Raw genomic sequence first — 16,286 nt, 5'->3', positions numbered from 1 at the left:
GTGGTTTATCTGTTAAAAAATTTAGTTATTCTGTGATAAAATTAAACTATTCCAAAAACTTTTAATCCGACCAATAAAAGTCAAGTCATTTGCATCCAAATATATAATTTCTCGTTTAATAAATGATCTACATTTAGAAAAACATTATAATTTATTGATTGTTTTTAAAAAAATTTTTTACTGATACTATGAACTTTATACCTAATGAAAACCAGAAGCTCATAACCGGAATGGTGAAAGATTTCGGAGAGAAGCATATAAAACCTTATTTCATGCAGTGGGACGAAGACCAAGCGTTTCCTGTAGAAATGTTTAAAGAAATGGGCAAACTCGGACTTATGGGAGTTTTGGTGCCTGAGAAATATGGAGGTGCCGGTTTTGGCTACTTCGAGTATGTAACTGCCATTACCGAGCTTTCTAAAATAGATGGTTCCATTGGCTTATCAATGGCTGCCCATAACTCACTATGCACTAACCATATCTTGCAGTTTGGCAGTGAAGAGCAAAAAGAAAGATGGCTACCCAAACTAGCTACAGCCGAATGGATAGGGGCTTGGGGACTCACAGAACCCAACACAGGTTCTGATGCAGCCAATATGAAAACAGTAGCACTACCCGATGGTGACCACTATGTTCTAAATGGTTCTAAAAATTTTATAACCCACGGAAAGTCTGGCGATGTGGCAGTAATCATAGCCCGAACAGGAGCACCGGGCGATAAAAAAGGTGCCACTGCCTTTGTCGTTGAAAAAGGGACACCTGGGTTTTCCGCAGGAAGAAAAGAAAATAAACTGGGAATGCGGGCTTCTGAAACCACGGAGCTGATCTTTGACAACTGTAAAGTTCCCAAAGAAAACATCCTCGGCGATGTGGGTGAAGGCTTTGTTCAGGCCCTAAAAATTCTTGACGGAGGTAGGATTTCAATAGCCGCTCTAGCTTTAGGCATAGCAGAAGGCGCACTGGAAGCCTCGCTAGCTTATGCGCAAGAAAGGCACCAATTCAACAAGCCTATTTCCTCCTTCCAAGGAATTAGCTTCAAATTAGCAGATATGGCTACAGAAGTAGAGGCTGCGAAGTTGCTAATTTACAGGGCGGCCGATTTGAAGAACAGAAACCAAAGCGTGACCAAGGAGTCTGCTATGGCTAAATATTACGCTTCTGAGGTTGCCGTCAAAACAGCCAATGAGGCAGTGCAGATCTTTGGGGGCTACGGATATACTAAAGATTACCCTGTAGAAAAATACTATAGAGATGCTAAACTGTGTACCATCGGCGAAGGCACATCTGAGATACAGAAGATTGTCATAGCCAGATCTTTAATGAAAAAATAAACAAAAAGCTTTTTAACAAAAATAAAGTTTGCTTTTTTAAATTTACGGCTCTTAATTAGTATGAGAATTTAACTCGGATAATGCATTAGATTTCGTTATGAGGGGCAAAAAAACAGCGTATTTGGTTTGCAAAGCAGCATAGTGGTTCTTGCAAGCGAAGCGTCTGATTTGAAATTATTTTGTCACGCAATAGAAAGTTCTAATGCATATTTCAGGTTTAACTATTGTCAACTATGATTTTAGTCAATGTAAACGAAAATGAATCATTAGACAAGGCACTAAAAAGATTCAAAAAGAAGTCTGAAAAAACTGGTGTATTAAATGAAGTCAGAAACAGAAGCTTTTATGAAAAACCCTCTGTTTCAAAACGGAATAGAAGAACAAAAGCCATGTACAGGCAAAAAGTTAATCAAAGTCAGTACCAGTAGAATCAATTATCATTTTATTTTATAGCAAAATTTACCATATTGGCTTAACATTAATTGTTTTAGCTGATATGGTAAGTTTTTTTTTAGACTATCTGACAAATGAGAAAAGATACAGCAGCAACACTGTCATCTCATACCAGAATGACCTGGAGCAATTCAGAGCATTTGTCCATTCGGCTTATGATTTAGAGGAACCATCCGGTGCTACACATGACATGATAAGGTCTTGGATGCTTGAACTTCTAGAAAACAATATTTCTCCTGCTACTGTAAACCGAAAAATTGCAACCTTACGCTCCTTTTTCAAGTATTTACAAAGACAGGAAATCATAGAAACAAACCCTGCTGGCAAGTTGAAGACGCCCAAACAAGCCAAAAGGTTGCCCTCGTTTATAGAGGCATCAAGCATGGACAACCTGCTTGACCATCTTTGCTTTTCCGATGATTTTTCTGGAACCAGAGATAAAATGGTATTAGAGCTTTTTTATGGCACCGGCATGAGGCTTTCCGAACTCATAAATTTGAAGGAAGCAGACATAAACGAAGCCAACAATACATTAAAAGTATTAGGCAAGGGAAACAAAGAGAGAATTATCCCAATGAACAAAACTTTGAAACAAAACATTAGTATATATAGGGGGGAAAAGGCAGCATATATGAAGGGCAGTAACACAGAATATTTCATTATTACAGACAAAAAAGAAAAAACCTACCCGGTTTTCATTTACCGCCTGGTAAATAAATATTTGTCTGAGCTTGCGGCATCCGAAAAGAAAAGTCCACATGTAATAAGACATACATTTGCTACTCAGCTACTGAACAATGGCGCTGAGATAAATGCGGTAAAAGAGTTGCTAGGACACTCAAGCCTTGCTGCGACACAGGTATATACGCATAATTCAATGGAAAAAATTAAAGCTGCTTTTAACAAAGCACATCCCCGGTCATAAAAATTTTAACCTTAAATTCGAGTAGTATGAAACTTCAGATTCAATCAATTCACTTTACAGCAGATCAAAAACTTCTGGACTTTATTCAAAAAAAGCTTGACAAGCTAGAAACGTTTAATGACAGAATAATGGAAGGAGAAGTTTATCTGCATTTGGAGAACACGGACACTCCAGAAAATAAATTAGTGAACGTAAAATTATATTTGCCGGGAACTTCTGCTATAGTGGCTAAAGAGCAAGCTTCTTCTTTTGAGGAAGCAACGGACAAGCTTTATGACAACCTGAAAAGGCAAATCCTAAAGTTAAAAGACAAGATGCAAAGCCATCATTAAGATCATTAAGAACCGGATATAAAAAAAGGGCTTATTTAAAGCCCTTTTTTTATATCCCAAATTCAGATTTTATTTTATCCTTATAGTCTAACTTTTCCCAAGTGAAGAAGTCAACCGTTTTCTTTTGCTTTCTTCTTATCTCCTGTTCTACACCATCTATATTTGAAGTTTCTACATAGTTAACTTCCACCTCTCCAGCAAACGACTCCCTTCCCATGTGGCCATAAGCTGCCGTTGGAGAAAATATTGGATTTCTAAGTCCCAACCGCTCCACTATAGCTTTCGGGCGCATGTCAAAAATATCTTTTAGCTTTTCTGCGATCTGCCCTTCAGTAAGTTTAACTTTAGAAGTTCCATAAGTATTTACCGTCAGCGACACAGGTTTTGAAACACCTATAGCATAAGCTACTTGAACCAACGCTTCATCGGCCACTCCTGCCGCCACCAAGTTTTTGGCTATATGCCTCGCAGCATAGGCAGCGCTACGGTCAACTTTAGAAGAATCTTTACCAGAAAAAGCACCTCCTCCATGTGCCCCTTTTCCGCCATATGTATCCACAATAATCTTCCTACCGGTTAAGCCTGCATCCCCATGTGGCCCTCCTATAACAAAATTGCCAGTAGGGTTGATATGATAAATAGTATTATCGTCCAGCAGTTCAGGTGGAATGACCTCTGAAATAACATTTTTAATAACATCACACTTGATCGTGTCAAGCATTGTTTCTTCAGAACTGAACTCGTCATGCTGAGTAGAAACCACAATGGTATGAATTCTTTTTGCCTTACCATTGTCATCATATTCTATAGTCACCTGAGATTTGCTATCAGGTCTTAGATAAGTCATAATCTCCCCACCCTTGCGAATCTCTGCCAGCCTTTTCAATATTCTATGAGAATAAGCCAAAGCCATCGGCATGAATTCCTCTGTTTCATTGGTAGCGTAGCCAAACATCATACCTTGGTCACCAGCTCCCTGCTCTTTGTCTTCTCCTTCATCTACCCCTCTTGCAATATCAGGAGATTGTTTATGTAGTGCATTTATAATCCCACAGGAATTAGCCTCAAACATATATTCAGCCTTGGTATAACCAATTTTCTTGATGGTTTCCCTTACAATATCCTGTACATTCACAACTGCTTTGCTCGTAACTTCACCGGCCAAAACTGTAAGCCCAGTTGTTACTAACGTCTCACATGCAACCCTGGAGTTAGGATCCTGACTCAAATATGCATCAAGTATAGCATCAGAAATTTGATCCGCTACCTTATCAGGGTGTCCTTCGGAAACTGATTCTGAAGTAAATAAGTATGACATGTTCGTTTTAATTAAAAATGAAAACCAAATTTATGGTAATTTGAAACAAATAAAAACATTTCTTTCCTCCCTTTTCTTCCTGAAAAGCCTATCCTACAAACATGAGACATAAACAATCCAGACATACGCAACTACTTTCCATAAACTTCCGATATTATAGCACTACCTGTAAAGAAAAGAATAGTTCGAAAAGTTCTTAATCAAAATTTAGCATTAAGGCTAGCATAGCTGGCAAAAGGCTAAAACCATTACACAAAGCCCCCCCCTCAAAACAGTATTACGACTATCGCCCCCTGACCATTTACCTCTGAGGTTTGCCAAAAAGAAAAACGGTAGGTTTTTTATGCAAAACCGGTTTGTTCTTTTTCCAGTCTCGGAGTTTCCTGCTAACAATCATTTGCCCTGGAGCTGAAATCTCACTGGCAATGCACAGCCATGTCTCACCATTACAGCAATCAAGCAAATCCGACAATAGGGCATCATTACGATAAGGCGTTTCCATAAATATATTAGTAACCCCCTTCTGCAACGTTTCTTTTTCAAGTTGCCGAAGCACTTTGCCCCTTTCATATGCTTTCACCGGCAAGTACCCGTGAAAAGTAAATACCTGTCCGCTAAACCCACTGCCGACCAATGCCATTAAAATAGACGAAGGCCCCACGAGAGGAACAACTTCCCTATGCTCCTTGTGAGCAAGAAAAACAGCCACTGCACCTGGATCTGCTATTCCTGGACATCCAGCCTCTGACAAAATACCTATATCTTCATTGTCAGGAATCTTATCAAAATAAGTAGCGACCTCTTCAAGAGTGGTATTTTTGTCCAATACAAAGAGCTGAAGCGATGAAATGTCAATCCCTAAATGCAATGAACTAATAAATCTTCTGGCACTTCGCTCATTTTCTACCAAAAGGTAACTTAAGCTTTTAATAATTTGTTTATTAAATTCAGGAAGTACTTTATCTTCTGTTTGGGGATAAAGCAAAGTGGGTATTAAATAAATTTTTCCTTTATTTTGGGTCAATTTCTTATACTTTAATTCATGGAACAATTCAGCGGTATCGGCAAATTATTGATTATTTCAGGAGCCGTTTTAATGATATTCGGGCTAATCATAGTATTTGCAGGCAAAATCCCGTTTTTCGGCAAGCTTCCAGGCGACCTATCTTTTAGGGGCAGAAACTGGACTGTTTATATCCCTATTGCCACCAGCATTGTACTAAGTATATTGCTTTCTCTCGGTCTTTACATTATAAGGCGCTTTTTTTAGAAAAAGTCCTTAACCACTTTTATAAATGCTGACGGCTTTTCTGCATGTACCCAGTGCCCAGCGCCTTCTATGGTTTCCAGCGAAGCTTTTTTGAATATACTTTCTATTAAAGGTTTGTCCTCATCCTTTATATATCGAGAGTTTGCCCCTCTAATAAATAGCACCGGTTTTTCGACAGACGCATCTTCAGGCAAAGCTTCCCCAATTTGCTCAATCTTTTCAGTAACAACCGGAAGGTTTATGCGCCAAGCATATTTATTTTCATCATTCCGGTAAAGGTTCTTTAACAAAAACTGTCTTACGGGCAACTCCGGCACATATTCTGACAGGATTTTATCGGCCTCATTTCGCCCACTGATGTTTTCTGGCTTGATAGCGTTAAGCCCTTCGAGTATCTGATTGTGGTGGACCGGGTAGTATTTAGGAGCAATATCTACAACCACAAGTTTTTTAAAAGCGTCAGGATATTTTATGGCAAACTTCATTACCACCTTCCCCCCCATAGAATGCCCCATTACCAAAGGGTTCTCAAGCCCAAGCTCCTGAATCATTTCCATAAGGTCATCAGCCATGGCATCATATGTAAACTCATCACTATGCGGCGACTGTCCATGATTCCTGGCATCTAGCAAATACACTTTATAATCATCTTCCAATAATTTGGCTGGGGTAAGCCAATTGTCAGACGATCCGAACACACCATGTAAAATAATCAATGGCTCCCCTTGCCCAAGCTCTCTGTAAAATAATTTCATTTCAACTGTCTTAAATATAATTGAATAGTATTTTCCAAACCAAAATAAAGCGCATCACATATCAGTGAATGCCCAATAGAGACCTCACTTATAGAAGGTATTTTCTGCACCAAAAATTTTAAATTTTTCAAATCCAGATCATGGCCGGCATTGATTTCCAGCCCAAGTTCTACAGCCACTTGCGCCGCTTTTATATATGGTGCAACCGCAGCTTCAGGATCCTTAAGGTAAGCACTAGCATAAGGTTCTGTGTAAAATTCTACCCTGTCAGCCCCTGCATTGGCAGCGCCTTCCACCATTTTCGAATCAGGATCAACAAACACAGACACCCTTACTCCCAGACCTTTAAAGCTGTTTATCATATCTTTAAGAAAATCCTGATGTTTAATAGTATCCCAGCCAGCATTAGAAGTAATAGCTCCAGGTGGGTCAGGCACTAAAGTTACCTGGGCGGGCTTCACTTCTTCCACCAGTTCAATAAATTTCCCCTCAGGGTTCCCTTCAATATTTAATTCAGTACTTATATGCTTCTTTAAAACCCTAGCATCTTCATACCTTATATGCCTTTCATCGGGGCGAGGGTGTACAGTTATTCCTTGCGCTCCAAATCTTTCGCAATCCAAGGCAGTTTTTAATACATCAGGGTTGTTGCCCCCCCTGGCATTGCGTAGTGTTGCAATTTTATTGATATTGACACTTAATCTTGTCATCCGTTTGAATAATTATTTATTAACTTTGCCTGCAATTTAATATAATTGAATATTAAAAGTAATTTTATATGAGTCTTAAAGAAAGAATAGAGGCTGACATAAAGCAAGCCATGCTCAATAAAGACAAAAATAGGCTAAGGGCGCTAAGAAGTGTTAAGTCGCTGATATTGCTTGCAGAGTCTGAAAAAGGGAACCAAGGCGGGCTTTCTCAAGATGCAGAAATCAAGCTGTTGACCAAAGCGGCTAAACAAAGAAGAGAATCTGCAGAGCTATATGAACAACAAGGGCGCAAAGACCTTCAGGATATAGAAACTGCGGAACTTAACGTTATAGAAGAGTACCTTCCAAAGCAACTTTCTGAAGAAGAAATAGCTGAAAAGGTGCAACAGATAATCAAAGACACTGGCGCACAAGGACCACAGGATATGGGCAAAGTAATGGGTACAGCCACTAAAGAACTGGCCGGCCAAGCGGATGGGAAAATTATTTCTTTTATTGTAAAATCAATGCTAAAAAAAGCAGGTGAAGGCAATTGATATTATATTAATTGTATTACTCTTATTAGGAGCCTACCAAGGCTACCGAAAAGGTTTCTTGCGGGAGATTATTTCTTTCTTCGCACTAGTTGCGGCTATTGTTGCTGCTTTTAAGCTCCTGAACCATGGGATCAACTTGCTGAAAGAGCACCTGCCAGACTCCATACTTTTAGTATTTTTCTCTTTCCTATTAATTTTTGTAGTCGTTCTTATAGGGCTTCATTTAATAGGAAAGATCCTTAAAAAAATTTTAGACCTGACACTTCTAGGCCATGTAGACAGTTTAGCTGGTGCCTTATTTGGAGCAGCGCGAATGGCCTTTATAGTAAGTTTGGTTTTATGGTTGATAAATAGCAGTGAGGTAATAAGCATGAAGGCATATACACAGGAAAGTAGCTTATATATGCCAATAGTAAATTTTGCGCCTGGCACAGTACACTATTTAACAGAGATTGTTCCATTTGAAGATGTTTTTCCTGTCATACAGGAGTATTTTAAAAAAGTATGATTCTTCTTATAGACAATTTCGACTCATTTACACATAATCTAAAAGATTACTTGCTTCAGGCAGGGGCAGAGGTAAAAGTGTGCAGAAACACAACCAGGCCCGAAGAAATAGAAAGTAGGATCTCACAATATAAGGGTGTAGTGATTTCGCCCGGACCAGGAAAACCCAATGACGCAGGCTACCTTATGGACTACTTAAACTTACTCATGCCGAGACTCCCTATTTTAGGCATATGCCTAGGGCATCAGGCTATAAGTCAATACTTTGGAGCCACACTATCACATGCTATCAAACCCATGCACGGAAAATTATCAGAAATTTTTTGTGAGAAAGACCCGCTTTTTGTTAATATTCCACGTAATTTTAAGGTCGTTCGCTATCATTCTTTAATAGTTTCATCTTTATCATCGCATATAAAGGTATTAGCAAGAGCTGGAAAAGAAGTAATGGCCATTAAACATAAATCGCTTCCAGTATATGGGATACAGTTCCATCCTGAAGCAGTGATGACGGAATATGGAAAGGAAATTTTGAAAAATTGGCTGACCATAACCCAAAACCTGGAGCTTTGTGAATAAAACTTTGTCATACTATTACACGTTTGTTATATTGTTTATTAAATCTTTTTTTTAATGCAAAACTGGGATATTAAAAATCGTAACGGATTCCGGTATATAGATGAAGGAGAAGGGGAAGTCATGCTGCTTTTGCATGGACTGTTTGGCGCCCTAAGCAACTGGGAAAGTGTTATCAATTGCTTCTCAAATAAGTATAGGGTTATAATTCCGGTAATGCCCATATATGAAACACCAATAAAATCTGCCAGTGTAGATGGTTTAGTTAGTTTTATTGAAGGTTTTGTGGAAGAAATGAAACTTGACAATATGACCCTGCTGGGCAATTCTTTGGGTGGTCATGTAGGACTCATATATACACTCAGAAATGAACGCAAGGTTAAAAAACTAGTGCTTACAGGCAGCTCAGGTTTATTTGAAAACTCTATGGGCGGCTCTTTCCCGAAAAGGGGAAGTTATACCTACATCAAGGAAAGGGTCGAATATACTTTCTATAAACCGGAAAGCGCGACTAAAGAACTAGTTGATGAAGTTTTTAATATCATCAGCAGCATTCCGAAGTGCATGAGAATTATAGCCATTGCAAAGTCTGCACAAAGACATAATATGGCGAAAGAAATAACTAAAATTAAAGTTCCGACTTTACTTATATGGGGGCTTAATGATACCATTACGCCGCCAATGGTCGCACATGAGTTTAACAGGCTCATAGAAGGCTCTATTTTAAGATTTATTGACAAATGCGGACACGCTCCCATGATGGAGCATCCGGAAACATTTAACCAAATATTAATCGAATTTCTGGAAGATAAAGTTATGGCATGACAGCAGAAGAACTTATCAACCATATGATGCCACCATTAAAGCCATCCGATACTACTGCGATGGCTCTTAACTGGATGAAAGAGTTCCGAGTCGAACAGCTAGTATTGGTCGACAATGGCACTTATAAGGGTATCATATCGGAAGAAACGCTTCTGGGAGCCAACGATTCAGAAAAACCTTTGTCGGAATATCCTCTTCAACATGAAGAGGTATATGCCACACCACAAGCCCACTTTTATGAATTAATTAAATTGGCAGGTCAGCATAAACTGCAACTGCTTGCCGTAGTAGATGATGATAAAAAGTTTTTAGGTATCATTTCAATTAATGATACAGCATCTGCGACTGCACAGCTTTTTGCCAGCCAAAGCCCTGGTGGCATATTGGTACTGGCCGTGAGGCAAAGAGACTATTCCCTTGCCGAAATAAGCAGACTGGTAGAAGAGAATGGCGTCAAAATATTGAGCGCCTTTGTAATGGATGATGAGAATGAACCTGACTTGCTCAAACTTACCCTTAAGTTAAACAAAGAAGACCTTTCTAGGGTTATTGCTACACTTGAAAGATACCAGTATGCCATTGTAGCGCATTTTCAAGAGTCTGACTTTATGAACAACGATAAAGAGCGACTGGATCTACTTTTTCGATACCTGAATATTTAACTCTTAATTCTGCCATGATTCTTGCCATACATGGAAGGCCTTTAACAGATAGTAAATCTCTTTCTGAACTTCAAAACCTTTTTAACCTCCTTGCAGGAAGAAGTTGCAAGGTGGAAGTTTTCCAACCATTTTATAACTCTCTGCTAAAAAAAGGTATTTCACTACCGGAAGTAGGGACTTATTGTACAAGAGAAGAGTTTAAAAAACCAGATTTTGTGCTTAGTATTGGAGGCGATGGCACTTTACTGGAATCGGTTACTTATGTCGGCCCTAAAAACATCCCTATTCTGGGAATTAATACAGGAAGGCTAGGCTTTTTGGCCACAACCCCCAAAGAAAACATCAACTCTGCCGTAGAAGCTATCTTTAACAAAGACTTTACGATCAATGAAAGAACCCTTATCGAGCTGGATGAAGGAGAAGGATTTTTTGATGGAGTAAACTTTGGTCTAAACGAATTTACCATCTTAAAAAGAGACACTTCGTCTATGATTGTGGTCCATACCTACATAGACGGCGACTATCTCAATTCTTATTGGGCAGATGGATTGATTATATCAACTCCAACAGGCTCTACAGGCTACAACCTTAGCTGTGGCGGCCCCTTGGTCATGCCCAAATCAAACAATTTTATCATATCGCCAGTAAGCCCTCACAACCTCAATGTCAGGCCTATGGTAGTCTCTGATGACAGCGTTATATCATTTGAAATTGAGTCCAGAAATAAAAAGTTTTTAATCTCTCTTGACTCACGATCAAAAAGTGTTCCGGTAAGCACCAAACTATCAGTAAGAAAATGTAGGTTTAAAGCCAAGCTGGTACAACTAGACAACTATAACTACCTAGAAACCCTTCGCAGCAAATTAAACTGGGGCTTGGACATGAGAAATTAAATAATTTTCGTAAATTTATTTTTGTAGTCCTGTAAAATAGCAGAGTTTCTGCATATTTTCGTTTCCTAACCACCCTACAAAAGGAAGGTGTAAAAAAAATCTATGAAAAACCCATTCAGGATAGTATTACTAATATACTTTCTGTTAAACTTTTCAGAATCCCAGGGTCAGGATTATATGAAAAGGAACAGGTATTACAGCATAGGGGCAAATATCAATGCCATGAGCTATACTGGCGAGCTAGACCCAGGCCCCAGCTTTATCGGGTCTTCTCTAAGATTTACAAGACCAAATATCGGTATTTCTTATACGTATAGACACGGATCGAGGTTTTCTTTTAGAGGAAATATCTCCTATGGGCGCATAACAGGAAGCGATGCTTATGCCAATCCAGAAAGAGACCTGGAAAGAAGGTTGCGAAACCTAAACTTCAGAAATGATATATTTGAGATAAAAACCGATGTCGTTTTTGACCTTATAGCTACCAGAGGACACTATAGGGAGAGACCAAACCTTATTCCTTATGTTTTTGCGGGGCTGGCCTATTTCCACCACAACCCACAGGGCACAGACCCTAGAACGGGCGATTGGGTAGACCTAAGACCACTCAGTACAGAAGGACAAGGGGTGCCAGGAGTCGACCAAGCCCCATACTCTTTGCACCAGATTGCTATACCGCTAGGAATCGGGGTAAGGTATAAGCTTAGTGAAAACTGGGACTTAGGCTTTGAAATAGGATGGCGCTTTACCTTTACAAACTACCTGGATGATGTAAGCGGGGTATATGCAGACAGAGACCTAATAGAGCAGCACAGAGGTGAATTAGCCGCTACTATGGCTGATAGATCAATATACAGTTTGGCTGAAGACCCACAGTTGCAAAGGCAGATAATGGAACAACAGGGAGGTTTGGTATTCCAAGAGACACAAACCGGCAATGTCTATGGTTCTGTCAACGGGTATGGGATGCCTGGCGATCAAAGAGGGAATGGAAGAAGGGACATGTATATAGTAACAGGTTTTCATTTGACATATATTATTCCAAACCGAATAATATGTCCAAACTTTAGATAACAATATTTTAATACTTACGTTTAGCACATATGAAAAAAATAGGAAAGTTCATTCTTCCTATTTTTTTTGCCTTAATAGCCTTTAGCGCAAACGGGCAAAAAAATGAAATAGGAATTAGTTTAGGTGCATTAAATTATACAGGAGAGTATGCACCACGTTTTGACGTGCTCAATTACCGTCCAGGTGGCATGGTATTTTACAGACGCAACTTCAGCCCGGTTTTTACCTTAAGAGGTTCCATTATGACTGGAAGGATAAAAGGCTCTGACGAAGGCGCCCAAGATCCTGTGCCTGCAGCACGTGACGGTGAGTTTCACAACAACATCACTGAAGCGGCTATAATGGCCGAGTACAACTTTTTGGACTTCAGGCGATACAAGGACAGAAGAAGGTTTGCCCCTTATCTTACCGCAGGTCTTGCGATATTCAATTATCAACGTGCCTATCCGGGAACAGCCATACGTGGAGGAGCCGTAAACCCTTCTATCCCTATTGGTATCGGCATTAAGTATAAGTTAACAAAAACAGTCAATTTGAATGCCGAGTTTGTAGCCCGTAAAACATTTACCGACTATTTAGACAACATATCAGACACTTACGCTGATGGGTACAGCAAACAGTTAGCCAATCCACATCTTAATGACTGGTACTACTATACCGGCTTTTCCATAAGCTACACATTCTACGGCATAGCTTGCCCTGAATTCCAGCGAAAAAATAATGTGTATTGATTTTTTAATTTAGCAATATGCTTTTGTAGATTTGCTTTTTAAAATTTTTGATTCTTCTACATGAGTTTAAAAGATCAGATTGATCCGAAAAAGTTACCACGCCATATTGCCATTATAATGGACGGAAATGGACGTTGGGCAAAAAAAAGAGGTGCAGAACGAATTTTTGGACATACAAATGCTGTTGAGTCTGTACGTGATGTAACAGAAGCTTGTGCAGAGCTCGGTATTGAGTATTTGACGCTTTACGCTTTTTCTACAGAAAACTGGAATAGGCCCAAAGACGAAGTCAATGCCTTAATGGGGCTACTGGTTTCTACCATAGGCGGAGAAATAAAAACACTCTCCAAAAACAATATCAGGTTACTTACGATCGGTAATACAGAGGAGTTGCCTGAAAAGTGTAAGCAAGAGTTGAACGAGGGTATGGAAGAAACAAAAAACAACACCCGTCTCAACTTGATCCTTGCACTGAGTTATAGTGGCCGGTGGGAAATTGCCAATGCTGCAAAAAAGCTTGCACTCGATGTAAAAAAGAACAAAATAAACCCGGAAGATATAAATGAAGAAATTTTTACTAACTATCTGAATACAAGCAAGGTTCCCGATCCAGAATTAATGATTCGCACAAGTGGCGAAAACAGGATTAGCAATTTTCTGCTGTGGCAACTCGCCTATGCAGAGTTTCATATAACTGATGTCCTTTGGCCGGACTTCAGAAGAGAAAACCTATATGAAGCTATTATTGACTACCAGAATAGAGAAAGACGGTTCGGCAAAACCAGCGAACAATTGAATTCAAATTCTTAATGAGACAAATATTATCTATAACACTGATTCTAGGCTTTTTCTTTAGTTTTTATTCTTCCGATGCCCAAATCAGGTTTAACAAAAGAAAGTCCAACAAAGACTTAAACTTGAGCTATACCAATCCTGAAGAGTATGCCATTGGCGAAATCACCTTCTCAGGAATAGAGTACCTAGACCACAACGCACTCATGTCTATTATAGGATTGAGAGAGGGCGACGTGATACAGGTACCTGGCGAAGAACTCAGTAATGCCATCCGAAAGCTTTGGGATCAGAAACTAATCGGGGATGTAGAGGTAAATGCCACCAGAATTGAAGGCAACAAAATTTTCCTAAACTTCCACCTTAAAGAAAGACCACGACTTTCTAGGATAGAAATTACAGGCGTAAAAAAAGCAGACCACGACGACTTAAAAGAGAAGATGGGATTGCGCACCGGTGCCATTGTAACCGACGCCATGATCAAAAACTCCCGTAGAAAAGTAAGAAACTTTTATGTTGAAAAAGGATACTTTAACGCCGACGTAAATATCGTTCAGAAAAAAGATTCACTCCTACCCAATAATGTCGTGCTAACCGTTAACGTCGACAGGAAACAAAGGGTAAAAATCAATTCGATAAACTTTCATGGCAATGTTTCTGACCCTGATCAGCTTTCAGACAGAAAACTGAGACGCCAAATGAAAAAAACGAAAGAGAGAAACCTTAGAAACATCTTCTCTTCTTCTAAATTAATAAAGAACGAGTACGAGGCGGATAAAGAGAGGATCATAGAGTATTATAACACCCTCGGATATCGCGATGCCCAGATCGTGTCTGACTCGATATATTTAGTAGAAGAAAACAGGCTAAATATTGACATTAACATTGAGGAAGGTAACAAGTACTACTTTAGAAACATTACCTGGACAGGTAACTTCATCCACCCTAGCAGTGTTCTTGACACGATCCTGAACATCAGAAAAGGTGATGTCTATAACTTCCAAAAACTTCAAAGAAGACTATCGTATAACCCAGACGGCTGGGACGTGAGCTCTCTCTACTTGGACGACGGCTACCTGTTTTTCCATGCAGAACCTGTTGAAGTAAGAGTAGAAAACGACTCCATAGATATAGAGATGCGGGTATACGAAGGACAGCAGGCTACAATTAAAAATGTAACTGTGTCAGGAAATACCAAAACACATGACCATGTTATTTTAAGGGAAGTCCGAACATTGCCAGGACAGAAATTTAGTAGGTCGGACCTTATCCGTTCGCAACGAGAACTTTCACAGCTAGGATACTTTGACCCAGAACAGCTAAACATTGTCCCAGTGCCTAATCCGGCAGATGGTACGGTAGACATCAACTACCATGTAGTAGAGAAACCAAGCGACCAGATAGAACTCTCTGGTGGTTGGGGTGGCTGGTTTGGTCCTGTAGGTACCGTAGGTTTGGTGTTCAACAACTTCTCTATGAGAAACATCACCAACTTTAAAACATGGAACCCGCTACCTTCTGGAGATGGGCAGCGTTTGGCGCTTAGGGTTCAGGCCAGTGGTAGACAGTTCCAAACATACTCTCTGTCATTTACAGAACCTTGGTTGGGAGGTAAACGACCTCAATCTTTGAACATAAGCTTGAGCAAGTCTAGGATGAACACCATCGACCCCGAAACCAGAAGGGCAACAGGTTTCCTTGATGTGTCCAGTGCAACCATTGGTCTTGGGAAACGCCTTACCTGGCCTGATGACTTCTTTACATTAAACAACTCAATTACTTTATTGCAGTACCGTTTAAGTAATTATCAGTCTGCTCAGTTAGGATTCTCTGATGGTGTCGCGAATAACTTTACCTTTACGACTACCATCGCACGAAACAGTGTAAACGATTTTACATTCCCGACATCGGGGTCTAATATATCCCTACAGGTAGCAGTAACACCGCCTTACTCGCTATTCAGGAACATAAACTATCATGATGAGTCTATACTTCCTGAAGACAGATACAGGTGGGTAGAGTATCATAAATGGATTATGGACAACTCTTGGTTTACCACACTAATACCAGGACAGAAAAGAAACCTAGTACTAAACATGAGAGCGCACTTTGGATTTATCGGCGGCTATAGCAGAAGTGCAGGTATTGCTCCTTTTGAAAGGTTTGTAATGGGTGGTGATGGTCTATCTGGTTTCAACTTCCTATTAGGTTCAGACATTATCGGACTAAGAGGATATCCAAACAACCAAGTATTGCCAGAACTTCCTGACGGTCCTGTTCCAAGAGATGCAGGTGGTACTATGTTTGCCAAATATGTGGCAGAACTTAGATATCCGATCAACTTGAGCCCTGCATTTTCACTATTTGGTGTAGGTTTCCTTGAAGCAGGTAATACCTGGAACAATTTTAATAACTTTAACCCGTTCAATGTGTACCGTGCTGCTGGTGTGGGCGCAAGAATATTTATGCCTGCCTTTGGTATGATCGGACTTGACTGGGGTTATCGTTTAGACAATCTGCCTGGTCAAGACAGAACGACCGACCGTTCGCAAGTAACATTTACTATTGGACAGCAGATTAGATAAAAAAATAATGT

General features: G+C 39.8%; 19 protein-coding genes. 15 read left to right on the top strand and 4 right to left on the bottom strand.

The features are described from left to right. Positions 1-188: 188 nt before the first annotated feature. The 4 genes from RCC89_05330 to raiA all read left to right on the top strand — a co-directional run bounded on the left by RCC89_05330 (position 189) and on the right by raiA (position 3,041). Positions 189-1,331 carry an acyl-CoA dehydrogenase gene (locus RCC89_05330; GenBank protein WMJ72585.1) on the top strand — a complete coding sequence of 381 codons (1,143 nt, stop codon included), beginning with the start codon at positions 189-191 and terminating at the stop codon, positions 1,329-1,331. A gap of 233 nt (positions 1,332-1,564) precedes the next feature. Next, on the top strand, positions 1,565-1,759 hold the full coding sequence (rpsU, locus tag RCC89_05325) for a 30S ribosomal protein S21 (GenBank protein WMJ72584.1): 195 nt from the start codon (positions 1,565-1,567) through the stop codon (positions 1,757-1,759). Between the two features lie 68 nt (positions 1,760-1,827). Continuing rightward, positions 1,828-2,709 carry a tyrosine-type recombinase/integrase gene (locus RCC89_05320; protein ID WMJ72583.1) on the top strand — a complete coding sequence of 294 codons (882 nt, stop codon included), beginning with the start codon at positions 1,828-1,830 and terminating at the stop codon, positions 2,707-2,709. A 26-nt stretch (positions 2,710-2,735) separates the two neighbouring features. Continuing rightward, positions 2,736-3,041 (top strand): ribosome-associated translation inhibitor RaiA, encoded by a 306-nt coding sequence (raiA, locus tag RCC89_05315; GenBank protein WMJ72582.1) that lies wholly within the window; start codon positions 2,736-2,738, stop codon positions 3,039-3,041. Positions 3,042-3,090: 49 nt separating this feature from the next. Here the strand turns inward: raiA and metK are convergent, their stop codons facing one another. Continuing rightward, positions 3,091-4,359, bottom strand: coding sequence for a methionine adenosyltransferase (gene metK, locus RCC89_05310; GenBank protein ID WMJ72581.1), 1,269 nt, complete (start codon positions 4,357-4,359; stop codon positions 3,091-3,093). Positions 4,360-4,660: 301 nt separating this feature from the next. After that, positions 4,661-5,344: an SAM-dependent methyltransferase gene (locus RCC89_05305; GenBank protein WMJ72580.1), complete on the bottom strand. Its 684-nt coding sequence runs from the start codon at positions 5,342-5,344 to the stop codon at positions 4,661-4,663. A gap of 57 nt (positions 5,345-5,401) precedes the next feature. Between RCC89_05305 and RCC89_05300 the strand changes: the two genes are divergently transcribed. Beyond that, positions 5,402-5,629: a DUF2905 domain-containing protein gene (locus RCC89_05300; protein WMJ72579.1), complete on the top strand. Its 228-nt coding sequence runs from the start codon at positions 5,402-5,404 to the stop codon at positions 5,627-5,629. Here the strand turns inward: RCC89_05300 and RCC89_05295 are convergent. Together RCC89_05295 and RCC89_05290 are read right to left on the bottom strand one after the other, a co-directional pair. Continuing rightward, positions 5,626-6,384, bottom strand: coding sequence for an alpha/beta fold hydrolase (locus RCC89_05295; protein ID WMJ72578.1), 759 nt, complete (start codon positions 6,382-6,384; stop codon positions 5,626-5,628). The genes RCC89_05300 and RCC89_05295 overlap by 4 nt on opposite strands. Then, positions 6,381-7,094 (bottom strand): pyridoxine 5'-phosphate synthase, encoded by a 714-nt coding sequence (locus RCC89_05290; protein WMJ72577.1) that lies wholly within the window; start codon positions 7,092-7,094, stop codon positions 6,381-6,383. Before RCC89_05290 ends, RCC89_05295 begins: the two co-directional genes overlap by 4 nt. Positions 7,095-7,162: 68 nt before the next feature. Between RCC89_05290 and RCC89_05285 the strand changes: the two genes are divergently transcribed. From RCC89_05285 to bamA, 10 genes are all read left to right on the top strand, one after another. Next, entirely contained in the window at positions 7,163-7,630 is a 468-nt protein-coding gene (locus RCC89_05285; protein ID WMJ72576.1) for a GatB/YqeY domain-containing protein, read from the top strand. Next, a complete protein-coding gene (locus RCC89_05280; GenBank protein WMJ72575.1) occupies positions 7,617-8,138 on the top strand; it encodes a CvpA family protein in 522 nt (173 codons plus the stop codon). The genes RCC89_05285 and RCC89_05280 overlap by 14 nt, the downstream gene beginning before the upstream one ends. Next, complete coding sequence (locus tag RCC89_05275) at positions 8,135-8,716, top strand: aminodeoxychorismate/anthranilate synthase component II (protein ID WMJ72574.1); 582 nt, start codon at positions 8,135-8,137, stop codon at positions 8,714-8,716. Before RCC89_05280 ends, RCC89_05275 begins: the two co-directional genes overlap by 4 nt. Positions 8,717-8,770: 54 nt before the next feature. Further along, positions 8,771-9,538: an alpha/beta hydrolase gene (locus RCC89_05270; protein ID WMJ72573.1), complete on the top strand. Its 768-nt coding sequence runs from the start codon at positions 8,771-8,773 to the stop codon at positions 9,536-9,538. Further along, on the top strand, positions 9,535-10,200 hold the full coding sequence (locus RCC89_05265) for a CBS domain-containing protein (GenBank protein ID WMJ72572.1): 666 nt from the start codon (positions 9,535-9,537) through the stop codon (positions 10,198-10,200). Before RCC89_05270 ends, RCC89_05265 begins: the two co-directional genes overlap by 4 nt. A 14-nt stretch (positions 10,201-10,214) precedes the next feature. Next, positions 10,215-11,093: an NAD kinase gene (locus RCC89_05260; GenBank protein ID WMJ72571.1), complete on the top strand. Its 879-nt coding sequence runs from the start codon at positions 10,215-10,217 to the stop codon at positions 11,091-11,093. A 177-nt stretch (positions 11,094-11,270) separates the two neighbouring features. After that, positions 11,271-12,167, top strand: coding sequence for a DUF6089 family protein (locus RCC89_05255; protein WMJ72570.1), 897 nt, complete (start codon positions 11,271-11,273; stop codon positions 12,165-12,167). A 29-nt stretch (positions 12,168-12,196) separates the two neighbouring features. Next, positions 12,197-12,898 carry a DUF6089 family protein gene (locus tag RCC89_05250; GenBank protein WMJ72569.1) on the top strand — a complete coding sequence of 234 codons (702 nt, stop codon included), beginning with the start codon at positions 12,197-12,199 and terminating at the stop codon, positions 12,896-12,898. Positions 12,899-12,958: 60 nt separating this feature from the next. Continuing rightward, positions 12,959-13,708 (top strand): isoprenyl transferase, encoded by a 750-nt coding sequence (locus RCC89_05245; GenBank protein ID WMJ72568.1) that lies wholly within the window; start codon positions 12,959-12,961, stop codon positions 13,706-13,708. Further along, positions 13,708-16,275: an outer membrane protein assembly factor BamA gene (gene bamA, locus RCC89_05240; protein ID WMJ72567.1), complete on the top strand. Its 2,568-nt coding sequence runs from the start codon at positions 13,708-13,710 to the stop codon at positions 16,273-16,275. Before RCC89_05245 ends, bamA begins: the two co-directional genes overlap by 1 nt. The last annotated feature ends 11 nt before the right edge of the window (positions 16,276-16,286 follow it).

It is taken from the genome of Cytophagaceae bacterium ABcell3 (assembly GCA_030913385.1).
Classification (GTDB): domain Bacteria; phylum Bacteroidota; class Bacteroidia; order Cytophagales; family Cytophagaceae; genus ABcell3.
Note: the sequence above shows the minus strand (reverse complement) of the source record. Positions and strands in the feature narration are given on the sequence as shown.